Here is a 19920-nt window from a genome sequence, read left to right on the forward strand (position 1 = left end):
TCGGGCCCTTGAAAGCCGCAAACGTGGCTCCAGATAATTTCTCTCCCACCTGTCGGCAGAGGCCACCTGCCTTCGTCCTTGGCTCATCAATGATCTACACGAGGAGCACCCTATGCGCATGATTTTCGTCAACCTGCCCGTCAAGGACCTGAAAGCTTCCCGAGCCTTCTTCTCCTCCCTCGGCTTCACCTTCAACGAACAGTTTTCCGACGACACCGCCGCCTGCATGGTCATTGACGACAATATCTTTGCCATGCTGCTGACCGAGCCGAAATTCCGCAGCTTTATCATCGGCGAGATCAGCGATACGGCGAGGTCCACGGAAGTCATCACCGCCCTTTCTGCGGGAAGCCGCGCCGAATGCGACGAAATGTTCGACAAGGCGATCGCCGCCGGCGGCAAGCCGTGGAAGCCGGCCATCGACTACGGCTCGATGTACGGCGTGAGCTTCCAGGATCCCGACGGCCATGTCTGGGAGTTGATGTGGATGGACATGTCGGCGCAACAAGAGGGTTGATTGACCGACGCCCCCGGGACTTGCTCTCCCACGTTGCTGCTGTTGTCTGCCGCTTAGGTTTCCCTTATCCGGTCGTCCTCGGGCTTGACCCAGGGTCAAGCCCGAGGATGACGGAGAATGAGTGCTCGCCGCATCTCTGTTTGGACGAGCCGTTGCAACAGCGGCCGCCTCCGCCCTTAACCCGGGTTGGTGCGATGGCTGAGACCTTGGAAAACCTCAAGCGTCTTCCTGTCGCTACCCACCAATCAACGCCAGCCACTCGTCCTCGTCCATGGTCTGAACGCCAAGTTCGCGGGCCTTGTCGAGCTTCGAGCCGGCGCCGGGACCGGCGACCACGATGTCGGTCTTCTTCGAAACTGAGCCTGCCACCTTGGCGCCGAGGCTTTCCGCCTTCGCCTTCGCCTCGTCGCGCGTCATTTTCTCGAGCGACCCGGTGAAGACCACCGTCTTGCCCGCAACGGGGCTGTCCGTCGAGACCCGCGTTTCGGCGCTTTCCGGCCTCACTTCTTCAAGCAAATCGGAAACGACCTTGAGATTGCGCGGCTCCTTGTAGAACTCGACGATAGCGCGGGCGACGACCTCGCCGATACCCTCGATGCTGTTGAGCTCGTTCCAGGCGTCGCCGGCAAGGCTTCCCGCATCGACCATCGCCGCGCGAAAGTGTTCATAGGTGCCATAGGAGCGCGCCAGCAGCTTGGCCGTTGTCTCGCCGACATGGCGGATGCCGAGCGCATAGATGAAGCGATGCAGCGCGATCTCGCGCCGGGCGTTGATCGCCTCATAGAGCTTGCGAACGCTGACCTTTCCGAAACCCTCGATGTTTTCGAGCTTGGTCAGCGACGCCTCCTGCCGGCGCTCAAGGGTGAAGATGTCGGGCGCGGTGCGGATCGACAGCGTCGGATCCTCGCTTTCGAAGAAAAATTCGATCTGCTTCGATCCGAGCCCTTCGATGTCGAAGGCATGGCGCGAGACGAAATGCTTCAGGTGCTCGATCGCCTGGGCCCGGCAGACGAAGCCGCCGGTACACCGGCGCACCGCGTCCACCTTCCCGGTCTTCTCGTTGATGTCGCGCACCGCATGGCTGCCGCAGACCGGGCAGGTGGTCGGGAACCTGTAAGGCTCCGCTCCCTCTGCCCGCTCGTCCATCACCACGTCGACGATCTGCGGGATGACGTCGCCTGCCCGCTGGACGATGACCATGTCGCCGATGCGGATGTCGCGCCCCTCGCGGATCGGCTCGCCGCTGTTGCCGATGCCGCGGATATAGTCCTCGTTGTGCAGCGTCGCATTGGTGACGACGACGCCGCCGACCGTGATCGGCTCCAGCCGCGCAACCGGCGTCAGCGCGCCGGTGCGGCCGACCTGGATGTCGATGCCCTTCAGCCGCGTGAAGGCCTGCTCGGCCGGAAACTTGTGCGCGGTCGCCCAGCGTGGGCTGCGCGATCGGAAGCCGAGCCGCGCCTGCAGGTCGAGGCGGTCGACCTTGTAGACGACGCCGTCGATATCGTAGTCGAGATCCGGGCGCTCGCGCTCGATATGGTGATAGTGCTGAAGCAGCTCGTCCGCGGAAGACAAACGCTGCATCAGCGGATTGACCGGGAATCCCCAGGCCTTGAAGGTCTCGACCATGCCGAACTGCGTATCCGACGGCATGGCGGAAATCTCGCCCCACGCATAGGCGAAGAAGCGCAGCTTGCGGCTTGCCGTTACCTTCGCATCGAGCTGCCGCAGCGACCCGGACGCAGTGTTGCGCGGATTGACGTAGAGCGGCCTGCCCTGCGCCGCCATTTCGGCATTGAGTGCGGCGAAATCGGACTTTGCCATATAGATCTCGCCGCGGACTTCGACGACATCGGGTGCATCGGCCGGCAAGGTCTGCGGGATCATCCGGATCGTGCGGATATTGGCGGTGACGTTCTCGCCCGTCGTCCCGTCGCCACGTGTCGCCGCCGTCACCAGCTTGCGGTTCTCGTAGCGCAGCGACATCGAAAGCCCGTCGATCTTCGGCTCGGCGGTAAAGGCGATCGAGTGGTCAGGGAGCTTGCCTAGGAAGCGGTAGATGCCGGCGACGAAATCGCGGGCGTCCTCGTCGGAAAAGGTGTTGTCGAGCGACAGCATCGGCCGGGCATGGAGAACCGGCTGGAAGGTCAGCGACGGTGCAGCACCGATCTTCCTCGAAGGGCTATCCTCACGGATCAGCGCCGGAAAGAGCTCCTCGATCAGATCATTGCGGCGCTTCAGCGCGTCATAATCCGCATCCGAGATCTCCGGAGCATCCTGCCCGTGATAGAGCGCATCATGGCGGGCGAGCTCCGTCACGAGGAAGGCGAGCTCCTCGGCCGCTTCCGTTTCGGTCAGTTGCTCGACGGGTTTCTTCTCGTTCAGCATGGATGGCGACTCCGGATTGGGAGTCGTTTTACTGCATGATTCCTCAAATCGGAATCGATTTGAGGACAAAATCATGCAGCTATTCAAAGTGCTACGGCGACCTTTGCGCGTCTGAAAGACGCGCGGCGCCGTAGAACAACCTGCGAGAAAGAAAAGTGGTGCGATCAGCCGTTTCCGGCCAGCAAGCGCGCCGCCGCCGCCCTCGCCTCTTCGGTGATCGAGGCGCCGGCCAGCATGCGGGCGATTTCCTCGGTGCGCGCCTCGTCGTCCATGCGGGCGACGCGCGTCGAAATCATTTCGGCTTTTTGCGCCGATGGGCCCTTGGAGATCAGGAGGTGCGTCGCGGCGCGCGCAGCGACCTGCGGTGCATGCGTGACGGAAAGCACCTGGACGGTCTTGGAAAGCCGCTTCAGCCGCTGGCCGATGGCGTCCGCCACGGCGCCCCCGACGCCCGTGTCGATTTCGTCGAAGACCAGTGTCGGCGCCGAACCGCGATCGGCGAGCGCCACTTTCAGCGCCAACAGGAAGCGCGAAAGCTCGCCGCCCGACGCGACCTTCATGATTGGTCCCGGCCGAGTCCCCGGGTTTGTCTGCACGTGGAATTCGACGACGTCGATGCCCTCGGCCGACGGCGAATTCGGATCGCTGGCGACCTCGACCATGAAGCGGGCCCGTTCCAGCTTCAGCGCCGGCAGTTCTTCCATGACCGCGGCCGAGAGCGCGGTCGCCGTGTTGTGGCGTTTTTCCGACAGCGCGCGCGCTGCGGCGTCGAAAGCCGCTTTCGCCTCGGCCACCTGCATTTCGAGCTGCTTCAGTCTCTCCTCGCCGGCGTCGAGATCGGCGAGAGCGGCGATCATCCGGACGGCAAGGGCCGGCAGTTCGGTGACGGGAACCGAATATTTGCGGCTGGCGGCACGCAGCGCGAAGAGCCGCTCCTCGACGCGCTCCAGTTCCTTCGGGTCGAATTCGGTGTTGCGCAGCGCCCGCTCCACGGCCATCTGCGCGTCTGAGAGGTGGTTGAGCGCCCCGTCCAGAAGCTCCACCGTCTCTTCCAGCAGACCCGGCGCCTCGTGGCTCTTGCGTTCGAGCCGTCGCACCAGCGAAGCGATCAGCGGCACAGGCGAGGCATTGCCGTTCAGGAACTCCGACGCCTCGCTGATGTCGCCGGCAATGCGCTCGACCTTCATCATCCGCGCCCGGCTTTCGGCGAGTTCCTCCTCCTCCCCGTCCCGCGGCGCCAGCGCCTCGAGTTCCTCGACGGAGGAGCGCAGGTAGTCCGCCTCGCGTGCTGCCGCCTCCACCCGCTCGCGGTGTTTCTTCAGGCCGCGCTCGGTGTCCCTCCAGGCGCGATAGAGCACCCCTGTCTCTGCCGCCGCCTCGGTGGTGCCGCCGAAGGCATCGAGCAGCGCGCGGTGCGCGTCGATGTCGACAAGCGCCCGGTCGTCGTGCTGGCCGTGAATTTCGACGAGCACCTGCCCGGCCTGGCGCATCAGCTGCACACTCACCGGCTGGTCGTTGATGAAGGCCTTGGTACGGCCGTCGGCCGACTGCACCCGGCGAAAGATCAGGTCGCCGTCGTCGTCGATGCCGTTATCGTGCAGCAGAAGCCGCGCCGAATGGCCGGGCGGGACGTCGAAGACCGCGGTCACCTGCCCCTTCTCCTCTCCATGGCGCACGAGCGAGCCATCACCGCGGCCGCCCAGCGCCAGCGACAGGCTGTCGAGAAGAATGGATTTTCCCGCACCGGTTTCACCGGTCAGCACCGAGAGCCCCGCGTCGAAGCTGAGGTCAAGCCGTTCGATCAGGACGATATCGCGGATCGAGAGCTGGGCGAGCATCCGGTGTCATATCTTCGGTTGGAAGCGCCGAGGCTGTCAGGCGCCGATGAGTTTCTTGCCCGCGCGCGCGATCCAGGACGTGCCGCTTTCGCGCGGCTCGAGACCGCCCGACTGCAGCAGCTTGTAGGAATCGGCGTACCACTGGCTGTCCGGATAGTTATGCCCGAGAACCGCTGCCGCCGTCTGTGCCTCCGCCGTCACGCCCATGGAGAAATAGGCCTCGACCAGACGCGCCAGCGCTTCCTCGACCTGGTTGGTGTTCGGATACTGCTCGACGACGACGCGGAAACGAGAAATGGCGGCAAGATATTCCTTGCGCTCGAGGTAATAGCGCCCGACCTGCATCTCCTTGCCGGCGAGTTGGTCGCGCGCGAAGCGGATCTTCGACTGCGCGTCGTCGACATATTCGGAGTCGGGATATTTATCGACGACCACCTGCATCGCCTCGATCGCCCTCTGGGCCGGCTTCTGGTCCTGCGTCACCGACGGGATCTGCTTCGTATAAGCGAGGCCCTGGATATATTGCGCATAGGCCGCGTCTTCCGACTGCGGATAGAGGTTCAGATAACGATTTGTGGAGTTGATGGCGTCCTGGTACTGGCCGTTGCGATAGGCGACGAAGGCGTTCATCACCAGTGCCTTGCGGGCATATTCGGAGAACGGATGCTGCCGGTCGATCGCGTCGAACTTGCGTCCGGCTTCCGTCGTCTTGCCGGCATTCAGGTTGGCGAGGCCCTGGTTATAAAGCACTTCCGGCGGATCGGTTTCCGCGGTGAGCTTGGTGATATCGATATCCGGGTCGTTCTGGCAGGCGGTGATCAGGCTGCTGCCGGCGATGGCCGCAAGAACGACGGCGACGACGCGCGCTGATTTTCTCATATCAACAGAAACTGCAAGAACCATCGGATATTCCCGTTTCACCTACAGCGCCGCGCGTCTTACAAGATGCGCAATGGTCGCCGTAGCACTTTGAATTGCTGCATGTCACCTTAGATCGAGGTCGATTTAAGGTGACATGCAGTACCGCCAGACTTGCGCGTTTTAGAGCAAGTTGCCTCAAGATCGCAATGTCATGATCGGCAATTCATGCAAATTTGTGACGTTCTGGCGGCTTTCCGCGGGTTGTGCACCCTTTTCCACCCGCAATTCGCCGCGTCTTACTCCACCCCGCCATGAAAAACGCCGGCCTTTCGGCCGGCGACTGGAGAGAAGTGAGCTGTCTTTGCTTATGCCGACCAGGGCGCAAAGCCCGGAGCGGCGACCGCGACCAGTTCGCGCGAGCGCGTGCGCTGGCGCTGGGATGCGGTTTCGACCACCTCATAGGCGGTCGGGTCGCTCAACAGCGCCTTGAGGGCATTGGCGTTCATCTTGTGGCCGCCGCGATAGGAGCGATAGCAGCCGAGGAACGGTGCGCCTGCGAGCGAAAGGTCACCCACGGCGTCGAGCGTCTTGTGACGGACGAACTCGTCCGCATAACGAAGACCTTCGATATTGACGACCGTGTCGTCGTCCGAGATCACCACGGAGTTTTCGAGCGAGGAGCCAAGCGCAAAGCCCGCCGCCCACAGCCGCTCGACGTCGCGCATGAAGCCGAAGGTCCGCGCCCGCGACAGTTCCCGTTTGAAGACGGCCGGCGTCATGTCGCCCTTCCAGGCCTGACGGCCGATCAGCGGGCAATCGAAATCGATCTCGACTTCGAAGCGCATGCCGTCATAGGGCGTGAATTCAGACCAGGAAGCGCCCGATTCGATCCGAACCGGCTTGAGAATGCGGATGTAGCGGCGCTTCACGGCCAGCGCCTGAATCCCCGCCTGCTCGATGGCGTCGATGAAAGGCTCGGAACTGCCATCCATGATGGGCATTTCCGCGCCATGCACTTCGATCAACAGATTGTCGAGGCCAAGCGCATAGATCGCCGCCATGACGTGCTCGATGGTGGCGATCGATGTTGCCGGCGAGAGTCCGAGGACGGTGCAAAGATCGGTGTTGCCGACCTGGGACGAAACGGCCCTGAACTCGCTCACCCGTCCGCCGGCGAGAACCCGCTGAAAGACGATGCCGGCATCCGCCTCGGCTGGATGGAAGGTAATCTCTACCTCGGCGCCGGAATGGACGCCAATTCCTTTGAGGGTTATCGGGCTTGCAATCGTCGTCTGAAACCCGAGCAATTCGATTCCCATTCTCTTCGTCACTTTCAATCAAATACGGCCGAAGCCAAACTCTTGCGGGGACACGGCGATTGTCAACACAGACCTGCCAGTCGTGACCGCCGGCTGTCGGCCGAAGCCACGTTCGAACTGACAGCGATGAATCGCATGCGTCCCCTATCCGATGCTGAAAATAAGAGTTCGGAGGCACCATTCCAAATCACTGTTCGTTTCGCTTTGTTACGCAATTCATATGCGCACAATCGAAATAGCAACCCATTGAAATAAAACAGCAATATGAAAATGCCCGGGCTATCGCCCGGGCACCGGCAAGGTAAAGGAACGGCTTGCGAATCAGTTCGACTGACGGCGCAGGAACGCCGGAATTTCGAGCTGATCGTCCTCCTGCGAGCGCATTTGCGGTGCGGCACGGCCCTGATCATCGAGCTGACCGCGACGCGGCGCGTAGAGGCTCGCCTCGGGCGAAAGCGGACGGCGCTGCTGGGAAGCGGCACTCGGCGCTGCCGAGGTCATGTCGGACGAGACGCTCTGGCTTTCCCGTTCGCGCAACCCAAGCGAGCTCGTGATGCGGTTGAGGAGACCCATCGGACCGCGCTCTTCCTGGAGCGCCGCCGAAGGCTGTGCGCGGTGGTCGATCTCGGCCTTCACGACGGGCGGAAAGTCCTCGACCTTCGGCATGCGCACCGGCTCGGCGTGCTGGCGAATGACCTGAGCAGGCTCCTGGCGAACCGGCTGCGGTTGGATCTGCGGCTGAACCTGAGCTTCCACCGGCCGCGGCATCGGCTGCGCCGGACGCGCTACGGCAACGGTTTCCACCGGAGCGGCGCCGGCAAAGAGCTTGCTCTGCGGGCGAAAGGCCTCTTCCTGCACCTGCGGCGCCGGCTGAATGACCTGGGCGCGGGTGGCGATATCGAGCTCGCGTTCCATTTCGGCTTCGCGGATAGCAAGGGCGATCTGATCGACCTGCTGGACCGGTTGCGGTGCGGCCTGCTGCACCGGCTGCGGCTGGGGTGCCGGCTGCTGGATAGCGACAGGCTGTGGCTGGGCCGGAATGGCAGCGGACGGACGGACGATCGGCTTCGGCGCTACCGGACGAAAGTCGGCGGAGCGGCCGGATACCTCCGCGGCTCCACGGTCGATACCGGTTGCAACCACCGAAACCCGGATCAGGCCCTCGAGGTCTTCGTCGAAGGTCGCGCCAAGAATGATGTTGGCGTCCGGATCCACTTCCTCGCGGATGCGCGTTGCCGCCTCGTCCACCTCGAAGAGGGTGAGGTCGCGGCCGCCGGTGATCGAGATGAGCAGGCCTTGCGCGCCCTTCATCGAGGTTTCGTCGAGCAGCGGGTTGGCGATCGCCGCTTCAGCAGCCGCCATGGCACGGCCTTCACCGGACGCTTCACCGGTACCCATCATGGCGCGGCCCATCTCGCGCATCACCGAGCGGACGTCGGCGAAGTCGAGGTTGATGAGGCCTTCCTTGACCATGAGGTCGGTGATGCAGGCGACGCCCGAATAGAGAACCTGGTCGGCCATGGCGAAGGCGTCCGCAAAGGTCGTCTTGTCGTTGGCGATCCGGAAGAGGTTCTGGTTCGGGATGACGATCAGCGTATCGACCGACTTCTGCAGGTCGGCAATGCCCTGGTCGGCGATGCGCATGCGGCGCCCGCCTTCGAATTGGAAGGGCTTGGTGACGACGCCGACGGTCAGGATGCCCTTGTTACGGGCGGCCTGGGCGACGATGGGCGCAGCACCGGTGCCGGTGCCGCCGCCCATGCCGGCGGTGACGAAGCACATGTGCGTACCCTGCAGATGATCGATGATCTCATCGATGCATTCTTCGGCGGCCGCACGGCCGACTTCCGGCTGCGAGCCGGCGCCGAGGCCTTCGGTGACGGCAACACCCATCTGGATGATCCGTTCGGCCTTGGTCATAGTGAGCGCCTGCGCGTCCGTGTTGGCGACGACGAAATCGACGCCTTGCAGGCCCGCAGTGATCATGTTGTTGACGGCGTTGCCGCCGCCGCCGCCGACGCCAAAGACCGTGATACGCGGCTTCAGCTCGGTAATGTCCGGCTTTTGCAAGTTGATGGCCATAGTACCGTTCCTTCTCTTTTTCTGGCCGCCTTGCCGAGCCGGCCAAATCCTTCAAACTCGAATACCCGTCTGCCCCGCGCCCAACGCGCCGGCGAAACTCAGAAACTCTCTTTCAACCACTGGCCCATCCGGGCGATTCGGCTGTTGCCGCCGCCGAGAGCCGAGAACATGCCACCCTGGCTGGCATGGGTCTCGAGATCGGCGACCTGCGGATAGATCATCAGACCGACGGCCGTCGAGAATGCCGGACCCTTGGCGGCGGCCGGGAGGCCGGCAACGCCGAGCGGACGGCCGATGCGGACATTGCGCGCCAGGATCCGCCGCGCCGCTTCCGGCAGACCGGTCAACTGGCTGGCGCCGCCCGTCAGGACGATCCGCTTGCCGACGATCGGGCTGAAACCGGAGCGCTGGATACGGTCGCGGATGAGCTCCAGCGTTTCCTCGATTCGGGCCCGCACGATGCGCGAGACAAGCGCGCGCGGCACATGGGTCGGCTGGTCGCGGTCGTCCTCGCCGATCGGCGGAACGGAGACGATGTCGCGCTCGTCGGCGCTGTTCGGCAGCGCCGAGCCATGCACGACCTTCAGCCGCTCTGCATCCTCGATCCGGGTCGACAGTCCGCGCGCCAGGTCGGTCGTCACGTGATGGCCGCCGAGGCTGACGGCATCCGCATGGACAAGCTTGCCTTCGGCGAAGACCGAGATGGTCGTCGTGCCGCCGCCCATGTCGATGGCCGCGCAGCCGAGCTCGACCTCGTCGTCGACGAGTGCGGCGAGACCGCTGGCATAGGGCGTGGCGACAATGCCTTCGACCGAGAGATGGGCGCGATTGACGCAAAGCTCGAGGTTCTTCAGCGCCGCCCGTTCGACGGTCAGCACATGCATGTCGACCCCGAGCACGTCGCCGAACATCGCCAGCGGGTCGCGGATGCCGCGCTCTCCGTCGAGCGAGAAGCCGGTCGGCAGCGAATGGAGGATGGCGCGATCGGTCCTGAGCGACTGCTGGCCGGCGGCGGCGAGCACCTTCTTGAGGTCGTTCGCGTCGACTTCCTGGCCGCCGAGGTCGATCGTCGCGGTATAGACGTCGCTCTGCAGGCGGCCGGCCGAAACGTTGACGATGAGGCTGTCGATCGTCAGCCCTGCCATCCGCTCGGCTGCGTCGACGGCGAGCCTTACGACGCTTTCGGCGGCGTCCAGGTCGGCGATGACGCCGTTCTTCACACCGCGCGACTTCTGGTGGCCGATGCCGATGATCTCGATATTGTGGGTGCGGCCGGGCAGGATCTGGCTCTCGGCGCGCGGCGTCAGCCGGCCGATCATGCAGACGACCTTGGTCGAGCCGATGTCGAGCACCGAAACGACGTGCGACCGCTTCGAGGAAAGCGGCTTCAGACGCGGCAGGCCGAAACTGGCGGAACCGAACAGACTCATATCCGCTTCTCCTGCGCCTTCAGCATCTTCTCCCTCGCCTTCAGCGCCACTTCCCGGCGCGCAACCGCTTCTGGTGTGAGCTGTACGGTGGTGCGGTCCTCAAGCCTCAGATCGACGGCAGCGATATCGCGCTCGAGAAGCTGATGACCCTCTTCCATCCCGGCGAGAACCTGCATCGCCCGGGCGATGTCCTTCTCCGGAAGTTTGACGACGACGCCGTTGTCGAGGCGCAGATCCCAGCGCCGGCCCGAGACACGGACGAAGGCCTTGACGCGCGAGCGGAACTCCGGCCAGCGGGAAAACTCGTCGTAAAAGGCAGCCGCAGCGGTCTCGGCATCGCGGCCGACGAAGAGCGGCAACGCCGCGAACTTGTTGTCACGCAACGGGGCAATCACGCTGCCGCTGCGCTCGATAAGCGACAGGTCAGACCCGTGCTGCCAGATGCCGAAGGCCTGGCGCTCTTTCAGATTCACTTCGATGGTCGCCGGGTAGACCTTGCGCACCGTCACGCTCTCCACCCACGGCAATTCACCGATCAGACGGCGCGCCTCAGCGATATCGAGCGCCACGAGCGAGGTCGTCCCGTCGAGACCGAGTTGCTGGAGAATGTCGATCTCGGAGGTCTGCTCGTTGCCGGAGACCCGGACGTCTTCGATGGCAAAGCCGGCAGCCGTCGTCGAAGCCTGCGCGAAGTTCTGCGTGTGACCTCCGAGCGACATGCCATAGACACCGGTCGCCAGAAGGAAAGCGGCGGCGGCGAGCGTGCCGGTATGGGCGGGAAAGCGGACGCGGCCGGCACCGAGGCTGACCAGAAAGCGGACGCCCTTGCGCAGCGGCCGCGGCAAGACGAATGCCTCGTCACCCTCGGCGGCGACGCCGAGCGCAGGACGAACCCTTCTGCCCCTTCTGCCCCTCAACGCAAGCACGATGCGTCCTCCACCATCCATCTTAGAAACTCACCAAACTGAAGGCCCGCATGCTGCGCCATTTCGGGCACCAGGGAGGTCGGGGTCATGCCGGGCTGCGTATTGATCTCCAGCCAGATCAACTCGCCCTCGCCACGATCATCGAAACGGAAGTCGGATCGACTGACGCCGCGGCAACCGATCGCCTGATGCGCCTTCACCGCCAATGATTGTATTTTTTGGTAAATATTTGGTGAAATCTGCGCCGGAATGACGTGCGCCGAACCACCTTTTACGTATTTGGAATCATAGTCGTAGAAGGCATGCCCCTGCGGGATGATCTCGGTGACGCCGAGCGCCACGTCACCCATGACGCCACAGGTGAGTTCGCGGCCGGCAATGTAGCGCTCGACCATGACGCGGTCGCCGTAGCGCCATTCGCTGGAGGTAATGACCTGCGGCGGATGCGACTGGTCTTCCTTGACGATGACGACGCCGAAGCTCGATCCCTCGCGGACCGGCTTCACGACATAAGGCGGCTTCATCGGATGGGCATTGCCGAACTCGCGGCGATCCATGATCAACGCGTCGGCAACCGGGATGCCAGCCGCCTTGGCAACGTGCTTGGCCTGCGCCTTGTCCATCGCAAGCGCCGAGGCGAGCACGCCGGAATGGGTGTAGGGAATCTCCAAATATTCCAGAATGCCCTGGATCGTCCCGTCCTCGCCGAACGGCCCGTGCAGGGCGTTGAAGACAATATCCGGACGCAAATCGGCGAGCACGGCAGCCACATCCCGGCCGACATCGACCCGGCTGACGCGATAGCCCTCGGCCTCCAAGGCATCCGCGCAAGCTGCCCCGGAAGACAGGCTCACCGGCCGCTCCGAGGAAAATCCGCCCATCAGGACAGCAACATGCTTGCCGCTCATTCAGACCCCCAAACAGTACGCCACTATCGCAAAGCTTGCTTGCGTCTGGCTGTTTCCGACAGCCCGAGTCGCGAGATCTCCGCGTAGGGCCACTACAACGACAATATGGTTAACGAACCGTTTACTTTGGTTAACTCTTGTTGCGGTGCCTGCAGTCGCCGTCAGCGAGAATCGACCAATACACAGGGCTTCCATGCTGAATCGGCACTTTTAAAGGCGGGCACGAGAGATTTCCCGCATGTCCCGCGAGCCTTTCGGCGGAGGCTGAGAAGCAGCAAAAAGCCGCGGCGGTTTCCCGTCGCGGCCCTTGTTCATTCGATCCTTCTCGCCTCAGCCGTCAGCGCGGCCGAGGAATTCCTTGATCTCGTAGCCAGGCATAAACTTGCCGATCCGCTTGATCTCCCATTCCAGCTTGATGCCGGAATGCTCGAGCACCTGGGCGCGGACCGTTTCGCCGAGATATTCGAGCTCATAGCCGCTCGCCTGGCCGGTATTGATCATGAAGTTGCAGTGCAGTGGCGACATCTGGGCGCCGCCGATCATCATTCCGCGGCCACCAGCTTCGTCGATCAGCTTCCAGGCCGAATTGCCTTCCGGATTCTTGAACGTGGAACCGCCGGTCTTCTCGCGGATCGGCTGCACCGTCTCGCGATGCTGGCGCACCGCATCCATATCGTGGCGGATCTTCGCCTTGTCTTCCGGAAAGCCCTCGAAGATCGCATGCGTGAAGATCAGATCCTTGGCGGCGGCGGTGTGCCGGTAGGAATAGCCCATGTCGGCGTTGCTCAGCACATGCCTGTTACCCCTGCGGTCGACGGCGTGGACCTCGACGACACGCTCGCGGGTCTCGCCGCCATTGGCGCCGGCATTCATTCTCAGTGCGCCGCCGATCGAGCCCGGGATGCCGTAATAGAAGTAGAAGCCGCCGATGCCATGGTCGAGCGCCATCGCCGCGATGTTCTTGTCCGGGCAGATCGCCCCTGCCTTGATGCGGTTCTCGCCGACGATCTCCAGATCACCGAAACCCTTGGCGGAGAGACGAATGACGACCCCCGGTATACCCCCGTCGCGCACCAGCAGGTTCGAGCCGACGCCGATCACCATGACAGGCACTTCTTCCGGTACCAGCTTCAGGAAGGCGACGAGATCGTCCGTGTCGTGCGGCTGGAACATGAGTTCGGCGAGCCCACCGGCGCGAAACCAGGTCACCCGGTCCATCGGGGCATCGGGCGTGATGCGGCCGCGGATTGCACTGACGCCGTTTCCGAGCGCGTCCAGGAGTTTCTGACCGTTAACCTGCTTCATGCTTCAACTTCCTGAAATTTCCGCGAGTTCCTTGGGAAGCGCCGCGGCCCAATAGGTGATGCTGCCAGCCCCCAAGAGAACCACAAAGTCACCCGGCTGCGCAATCTTCGAGACGACCGGCGCGAGTGCTTCCGGGCCGGTGAGGAATTGGGCATCGCGATGGCCGGCGGCCTTGATGCTGTTGACGAGCGCCTGTGAATTGACGCCGTCGATCGCATCCTCGCCTGCCGCATAGACCGGCGCGATCAGGATCGTGTCCGCGTCGTTGAAGCAGGCGGAGAAATCCTCGAACAGGCTCGACAGGCGCGAATAGCGGTGCGGCTGGTGAACCGCGACGATGCGCCCCTGGCAAGCCTCGCGCGCCGCCCTGAGGACAGCCTTGATCTCGACCGGATGATGGCCGTAATCGTCGAAAATGCTCGCCCCGTTCCATTCTCCGGTAAGCGTGAAGCGCCGCTTGACGCCGCCGAAGGAGGCAAGCCCTTTGGCAATCGCCTCCGGCTCCATGCCGAGGCGCTGGGCGACGGCGACGGCCGCGGTGGCGTTCGAGACATTGTGGCGGCCGGGCATCGGCAGGCGCAGGCCGTTGAGCTGGATCACCTGGCCGGTGCGGCGGCGGCGGATCTCGACATCGAAGACAGAGGTTGCGCCGTCCATTCGGACATTATGATAGCGCACGTCGGCCTGCGGGTTCTCACCATAGGTTATCACTTTGCGGTCCTCGATCTTGCCGACCATGGACTGAACTTCGGGGTGATCCAGGCAGAGGACGCCAAATCCGTAGAAAGGCACGTTCTCGACGAACTGCCGGAAGGCCGCACGCACGGCGTCGAAATTGCCGTAGTGGTCGAGATGCTCCGGGTCGATATTGGTGACGACGGCGATATCGGCCGGGAGCTTCAGGAAGGTGCCGTCGGATTCGTCCGCCTCGACGACCATCCACTCGCCGGCGCCCATGCGCGCATTCGTGCCGTAGGCATTGATGATGCCGCCATTGATCACGGTCGGATCGAGGCCGCCCGCGTCGAGCAGCGCGGCCACCATCGAGGTGGTCGTCGTCTTGCCGTGCGTGCCGCCGATGGCAATGGCATTGCGGAAGCGCATCAGCTCGGCCAGCATCTCGGCGCGGCGCACCACCGGAAGGAACTTCTCGCGCGCCGCAATCAGCTCGGGATTGTCCTTCTTGATCGCCGTCGAGACGACCACGACTTCGGCGTCGCCGAGGTTTTCGGCCTTGTGGCCGACCGAGATCTTGATGCCCTTTTCGCGCAGGCGCTGCACATTGGCGCTGTCCGACTGGTCCGAGCCCTGCACCCGATGGCCGAGATTGTGGAGCACCTCGGCGATGCCGCTCATGCCGATGCCGCCGATCCCAATGAAATGTACGAGCCCGATGGTCTTCGGCATTTTCATGAGCGTGCTTCCTTGAATTTGGCGACTGTCGAGCCGCTGGCAATAGCCTCTACCAGGGAGGCAAGCAAGCGCGCGGCATCCGGTTTGCCGGTTTCGCGGGCGTTCGCCGCCATCTGCGCCAGCGCGTCGGGGGTGTTCATGGCATCGGAAAGAATGCCGGCGAGCCGTTCGGCGTTGAGCTCCGCCTGCGCGATGACCCGCGCCCCGCCCTTGGCGGCAAGCGCCGCGGCATTCGCTGCCTGATCGTGATCGAGCGCGTAAGGATAGGGAACGAGGATGGCCGGACGGCCGATGACGGAGACTTCCGAAACGGTCGAAGCGCCGGAGCGGCAGATGACCAGATGCGCCGAGGCGATGCGCGCAGCCATGTCGGTGAAGAAGGGCGATACCTCGGCCGGGATCCCAAGCTTGTCGTAGGCGGCGGTGACGCCCTCCCGGTCTTCCGGCCGCGCCTGCTGAGTCACCTTGAGCCGCTGGCGCTGCGCGTCATCGAGACGGCAGATTGCCTGCGGCACCGCCTTCGAGAAGAATTGCGCGCCCTGGCTGCCGCCGAAGACGACCAGATGAAAAGGCCCGCCGTGCGGCGCCGCGTAGGGCACTCGGGCCGCCTCCGACACTGCGGGTCGGACCGGGTTTCCAGTCGTCACGGTCTTTGCCGCGAAGGCGCCGGTCCCCTCGGGCAGGAAGCCGCCGGCAATCGCCTGTACCCGCGAAGCCAGCATCTTGTTGGCGCGTCCCATGACGGCATTCTGCTCGTGGATGAGCGACGGAACCCCCATTCCGGTCGCAGCAAGCAGCGGCGGCACGGTCGGATAGCCGCCGAAGCCAACGACTGCCCTCGGCTTGTAGCGGGCAATCAGCCGCCGTGCGGCGCGCAAACCCGTCCAGAGCTTCCAGACCGATTGCGCCAGCTTGATCGGATTCTTCGAGCCGATCGTGGCGGAAGGCACGACATGCACCTCTTCGGCCGGGAATTTTCCGGCGTAGCGCTCGGCACGGCTATCGGTCACGAGATGCACGGCATAGCCGGACGCCTTCAGCTCATGCGCAAGCGCCTCCGCGGGAAAGAGGTGCCCGCCGGTCCCGCCGGCGGCAAGAAAAATGATGCCCTTGTCCATGTCTTACTCCGCCGGCACGCCGACGCCGGATCGAAAGAGGCTGCGCTCCACCGCGCGTTTCTCCGGCCGATGCCGGGTGAGCGCCAGAACGAAGCCGGCGGTCACGCAGATCGCCACCATCGACGAGCCACCATAGGAAATCAGCGGCAGCGTCATGCCCTTGGCGGGGAGCAGTTCGAGATTCACGCCGATATTGATCATCGACTGGATGCCGATCTGCAGGACCAGTCCGGCGACGGCAAAGCGGTTAAAATCGTTGCGTTCGCGGAAAGCATGGTTGAGGCCGCGCATCACCAGGAAAGCGAAGATCAGCACGATGACCATGCAGAACACGATGCCGAACTCCTCCGCCGCCACCGAGAAGACGAAGTCGGTGTGGCTGTCCGGAATGATGCGCTTGACGATCCCCTCGCCCGGGCCGCGGCCGAACCAGTCGCCGCGGATGATGGCGTCGCGCGCCGTATCCACCTGGAACGTGTCGCCCTCGCCGGTCATGAACCGGTCGATACGACCGGCAACGTGCGGCAGCATCGTATAGGCGACGAAGAAGCCACCCGCGGCCGCCCCGGCCAGCACGACGATCCACAGCCAGGGCATGCCGGCCATGAAGAACATGCCGCCCCAGACTGCGGCCGTGAGGATCGTCTGGCCAAGGTCAGGCTGGGCAACGAGCAGCGCACCGACGATGCCGAAGAGCAGGATCGACAGCAGGTTGCCGGGAATTTCCGGCTGCTTGGCGTGCTCGGCAAAGAGCCAGGCGCAGACGACGACGAAGGCGGGCTTCATGAATTCGGACGGCTGGATCGAGATGCCGGCGATCGAAATCCACCGAAGCGAGCCCTTGACCTCCTCGCCGACGAAGAGGACGAGCACCATCATGCCGAGCGATGCACCGAGCAGGATGATCGCCGCGCGCCTGACCTGTCGCGGCGACAGGAAGGATATGCCCACCATCACCACCAGCGAGGGCAAGAGGAAGACCGCGTGACGCTTGACGAAGTGGAAGCTGTCGAGCCCGAGCCGCTCGGCGACCGGAGGACTGGCCGCGAAGGAAAGCATGAAGCCGACGCCCATCAGGAGGATGAAGGTCGCCAGGAAGAACCTGTCTATCGTCCAGAACCAGTCGGCCACGGGGCCACGTTCGGCTCGGCTTACCATCTGTCTGTCCCCTTTTCCGGCGCACTATACGCCAACTTCCGAAGTCCCGGCTCCGCCGCGTCGATCGCGTCCGGTAAATCGCGCCTCAGATGAGCATGGTCACGCCTTCGAGCGCCGCCACATGGCCGACGAAGGCATCGCCCCGCACCTCGAAATTCTTGTACTGGTCGAAGCTTGCGCAAGCCGGGGAAAGCATTACGGCGGTCGGGCCTTCATGATCCCGTGCCGCATCCGCCGCCGCATGCGCGACAGCTCTATCCAGGGTACCGGAAATCTCGTAGGGCACCGCCTCGCCGAGCGTCGCCGCGAAAACGGGCGCCGCCTCGCCGATCAGGTAGGCCTTGACGATCCTCGGAAAGTACGGCGTCAGCGAGCTGATGCCGCCCTCTTTCGGCAGGCCGCCGGCAATCCAGTAGATCCGCTCGTAACTTGAAAGCGCAGGCGCCGCCGCATCGGCATTGGTCGCCTTGCTGTCATTGACGAAGACGATGTCGTCCCTTTTCGCGATTGGCTGCATCCGGTGCTTCAGTCCCGGAAAGGTTTTAAGCCCGTGAACGATGTCCTGCCTGTCGACGCCGACGGTAAGGCAGGCGGCAACGGCCGCCGCCGCATTCTGGGCATTGTGGCCGCCCCGCAGCGTCTGGATACCGCCAAGATCGGCGAACAGCTCAGCTGTCCCGTTTTCAGCCCGCATGAGAGACGAACCCTCGGCATAGATCCCGTCGGCCAAGCCATGACGGCGCGAGATCCGCACGACCTTGGTTCCGGCCCGCTCCACCCGTTCGGCGATCAGGCTCGAGAAACTGTCGTCGACGCCGACCACGGCCGTGCCGCTTCCCGCCACCAATCGTTCCTTGATGTCGGCGTAGTGCTGCATGGTGCCATGACGGTCCAAATGATCGGGCGTCAGGTTGAGGAGTATGCCGGCCGTGGGGTCGAGCGTCGGTGCGAGGTCGATCTGGTAGGACGAGCATTCGACTACAAAGAAACGCCCTGCCTTTGGCGGATCTAGCGTCAGCACGGCCCTGCCGATATTGCCGCCAAGCTGGGTGTCCCGTCCGCTGGACTTCAGGATGTGGGCGATCAGCGCCGTCGTCGTCGACTTGCCGTTGGTGCCGGTAATGGCGATGAACGGGCAATCCGGGGCATGGGCGCGTCGCTCGCGCACGAAAAGCTCGACGTCGCCGATGATCTCGACGCCGGCCTGATGGGCGAGATCGACCGTCCAATGCGGCTTCGGATGCGTCAGCGGTACGCCCGGCGATAGCACGAAAGCGGAAAACGCGCTCCAGTCCACATGGCGCAAATCCGCCGTCGCAATACCTGCGGCCATGGCCTTGGCGACGCTGTCGGGATTATCGTCCCAGGCGGTGACTGCAGCGCCGCCCGCGCCCAGCGCCTCGGCCGTCGCTAGCCCCGAACCGCCAAGGCCGAAGAGCGCGACCTTCCTGCCCTTGAATGTGGTGACCGGGATCATCTTGGCTTACCGCAGCTTGAGGGTCGAAAGACCGACCATCGCCAGAATGACCGCGATGATCCAGAAGCGGATCACCACCTGGCTCTCGGTCCAGCCCTTCTTCTCGAAGTGATGGTGGATTGGCGCCATCAGGAAGACGCGCCGGCCGGTGCGCTTGAACCAGAAGACCTGGATGATGACCGACAGCGTTTCTATGACGAAGAGACCGCCGATGATCACCATGACGATCTCGTGCTTGGTGGCGACGGCAACGGTGCCGATCAGGCCGCCAAGGGCCAGTGAACCCGTATCGCCCATGAAGATCGCCGCCGGCGGCGCGTTGAACCAGAGGAAGCCGAGACCGGCGCCGATCACCGCACCGAGGATGACCGCGAGTTCGCCGGTGCCGGGCACGAAATGGATCTGCAGGTAGTTGGCGAACACCGCGTTACCGGCAAGATAGGCGATCAGCCCGAAGGCCGCCGAGGCGATCATCACCGGCACGATGGCGAGACCATCGAGACCGTCCGTCAGGTTCACGGCATTGCCCGCACCGACGATGACGAAACCGCCGAAAAGCACGAAGAAATAGCCGAGGTTGAGCATCAGGTCCTTGAAGAACGGGAAGGTCACCGACGACCCGAAGGTCGATCCCGCGCTGCCGGCGGACTGCGCCGCCTGCATCATGAAAAAAACGGCGATCGCTGCGATAACGAACTCGATACCGAGGCGCGCCTTGCCGGAAAAGCCCTTGTCCGACTGCTTGGTGACCTTGAGATAGTCGTCATAGAAGCCGATTGCACCGAAGCCGAGCGTCACCAGCAGCGTCGAGACGACATAGATGCTCGAGAGATCGGCCCAGAGCAGCGCCGAACCGACGATGCCGGCAAGGATCATCAGCCCGCCCATGGTGGGCGTGCCGGCCTTCTTGAAGTGCGTCTGCGGCCCGTCGGCGCGGATCGGCTGACCCTTGCCCTGGCGGATGCGCAGCGACGAGATGATGGCCGGCCCGAACAGGAACACGATCAGCGCGGAGGTGAAGAGAGCTGCACCCGTGCGGAAAGTGATGTAGCGGAAGAGATTGAAGAATTGAAAGTGGTCCGCCAGTTCCACGAGCCAGATCAGCATAAGGGACCTTTCCCCAAAGGTTTAGAATTGGACGCCGTCCAACAGAATCGCCTGATGAACGATACCCACTTGC

The 19920-nt window shown here is 63.6% G+C and carries 15 protein-coding genes; 1 reads left to right on the forward strand and 14 read right to left on the reverse strand.

Annotation, left to right across the window (positions count from 1 at the left end):
- Positions 1–112 precede the first annotated feature (112 nt).
- Complete coding sequence (locus NGR_RS21670; RefSeq protein WP_012708622.1) at positions 113–517, forward strand: VOC family protein; 405 nt, start codon at positions 113–115, stop codon at positions 515–517.
- Positions 518–751: 234 nt separating this feature from the next.
- Here NGR_RS21670 and ligA read toward each other — a convergent pair whose 3' ends face one another.
- The 14 genes from ligA to mraY all read right to left on the reverse strand — a co-directional run bounded on the left by ligA (position 752) and on the right by mraY (position 19847).
- Positions 752–2905: an NAD-dependent DNA ligase LigA gene (gene ligA, locus NGR_RS21675; RefSeq protein WP_012708623.1), complete on the reverse strand. Its 2154-nt coding sequence runs from the start codon at positions 2903–2905 to the stop codon at positions 752–754.
- Positions 2906–3069: 164 nt separating this feature from the next.
- The gene (gene recN / locus NGR_RS21680; protein ID WP_012708624.1) at positions 3070–4743 is read right to left on the reverse strand and encodes a DNA repair protein RecN; all 1674 of its coding nucleotides are present in this window, start codon (positions 4741–4743) and stop codon (positions 3070–3072) included.
- A 36-nt stretch (positions 4744–4779) separates the two neighbouring features.
- On the reverse strand, positions 4780–5646 hold the full coding sequence (locus tag NGR_RS21685; RefSeq protein ID WP_012708625.1) for an outer membrane protein assembly factor BamD: 867 nt from the start codon (positions 5644–5646) through the stop codon (positions 4780–4782).
- Positions 5647–5969: 323 nt separating this feature from the next.
- Positions 5970–6923 (reverse strand): UDP-3-O-acyl-N-acetylglucosamine deacetylase, encoded by a 954-nt coding sequence (gene lpxC / locus NGR_RS21690; RefSeq protein ID WP_012708626.1) that lies wholly within the window; start codon positions 6921–6923, stop codon positions 5970–5972.
- A 321-nt stretch (positions 6924–7244) separates the two neighbouring features.
- Positions 7245–9005 carry a cell division protein FtsZ gene (gene ftsZ / locus NGR_RS21695; protein WP_012708627.1) on the reverse strand — a complete coding sequence of 587 codons (1761 nt, stop codon included), beginning with the start codon at positions 9003–9005 and terminating at the stop codon, positions 7245–7247.
- Positions 9006–9103: 98 nt separating this feature from the next.
- On the reverse strand, positions 9104–10435 hold the full coding sequence (ftsA, locus tag NGR_RS21700) for a cell division protein FtsA (protein ID WP_012708628.1): 1332 nt from the start codon (positions 10433–10435) through the stop codon (positions 9104–9106).
- Positions 10432–11361 carry a cell division protein FtsQ gene (gene ftsQ, locus NGR_RS21705; protein WP_164924398.1) on the reverse strand — a complete coding sequence of 310 codons (930 nt, stop codon included), beginning with the start codon at positions 11359–11361 and terminating at the stop codon, positions 10432–10434. Before ftsQ ends, ftsA begins: the two co-directional genes overlap by 4 nt.
- The gene (locus tag NGR_RS21710) at positions 11349–12269 is read right to left on the reverse strand and encodes a D-alanine--D-alanine ligase (protein WP_012708630.1); all 921 of its coding nucleotides are present in this window, start codon (positions 12267–12269) and stop codon (positions 11349–11351) included. The genes ftsQ and NGR_RS21710 overlap by 13 nt, the downstream gene beginning before the upstream one ends.
- Before the next feature lie 330 nt (positions 12270–12599).
- Entirely contained in the window at positions 12600–13574 is a 975-nt protein-coding gene (gene murB, locus NGR_RS21715; protein ID WP_012708631.1) for a UDP-N-acetylmuramate dehydrogenase, read from the reverse strand.
- 3 nt (positions 13575–13577) lie between these two features.
- Positions 13578–14987, reverse strand: a complete 1410-nt coding sequence (murC, locus tag NGR_RS21720; protein ID WP_012708632.1) for a UDP-N-acetylmuramate--L-alanine ligase — start codon at positions 14985–14987, stop codon at positions 13578–13580.
- Positions 14984–16105: an undecaprenyldiphospho-muramoylpentapeptide beta-N-acetylglucosaminyltransferase gene (gene murG, locus NGR_RS21725; RefSeq protein WP_012708633.1), complete on the reverse strand. Its 1122-nt coding sequence runs from the start codon at positions 16103–16105 to the stop codon at positions 14984–14986. Before murG ends, murC begins: the two co-directional genes overlap by 4 nt.
- A gap of 3 nt (positions 16106–16108) precedes the next feature.
- Complete coding sequence (gene ftsW / locus NGR_RS21730; protein WP_012708634.1) at positions 16109–17263, reverse strand: putative lipid II flippase FtsW; 1155 nt, start codon at positions 17261–17263, stop codon at positions 16109–16111.
- Between the two features lie 85 nt (positions 17264–17348).
- Positions 17349–18740 (reverse strand): UDP-N-acetylmuramoyl-L-alanine--D-glutamate ligase, encoded by a 1392-nt coding sequence (gene murD, locus NGR_RS21735; protein WP_012708635.1) that lies wholly within the window; start codon positions 18738–18740, stop codon positions 17349–17351.
- A gap of 6 nt (positions 18741–18746) precedes the next feature.
- Positions 18747–19847: a phospho-N-acetylmuramoyl-pentapeptide-transferase gene (mraY, locus tag NGR_RS21740; RefSeq protein ID WP_012708636.1), complete on the reverse strand. Its 1101-nt coding sequence runs from the start codon at positions 19845–19847 to the stop codon at positions 18747–18749.
- Between the last annotated feature and the right edge of the window lie 73 nt (positions 19848–19920).

Origin of the sequence: Sinorhizobium fredii NGR234 (genome assembly GCF_000018545.1) — a bacterium.
In the GTDB taxonomy this organism is placed as follows: Bacteria; Pseudomonadota; Alphaproteobacteria; order Rhizobiales; family Rhizobiaceae; genus Sinorhizobium; species Sinorhizobium fredii_A.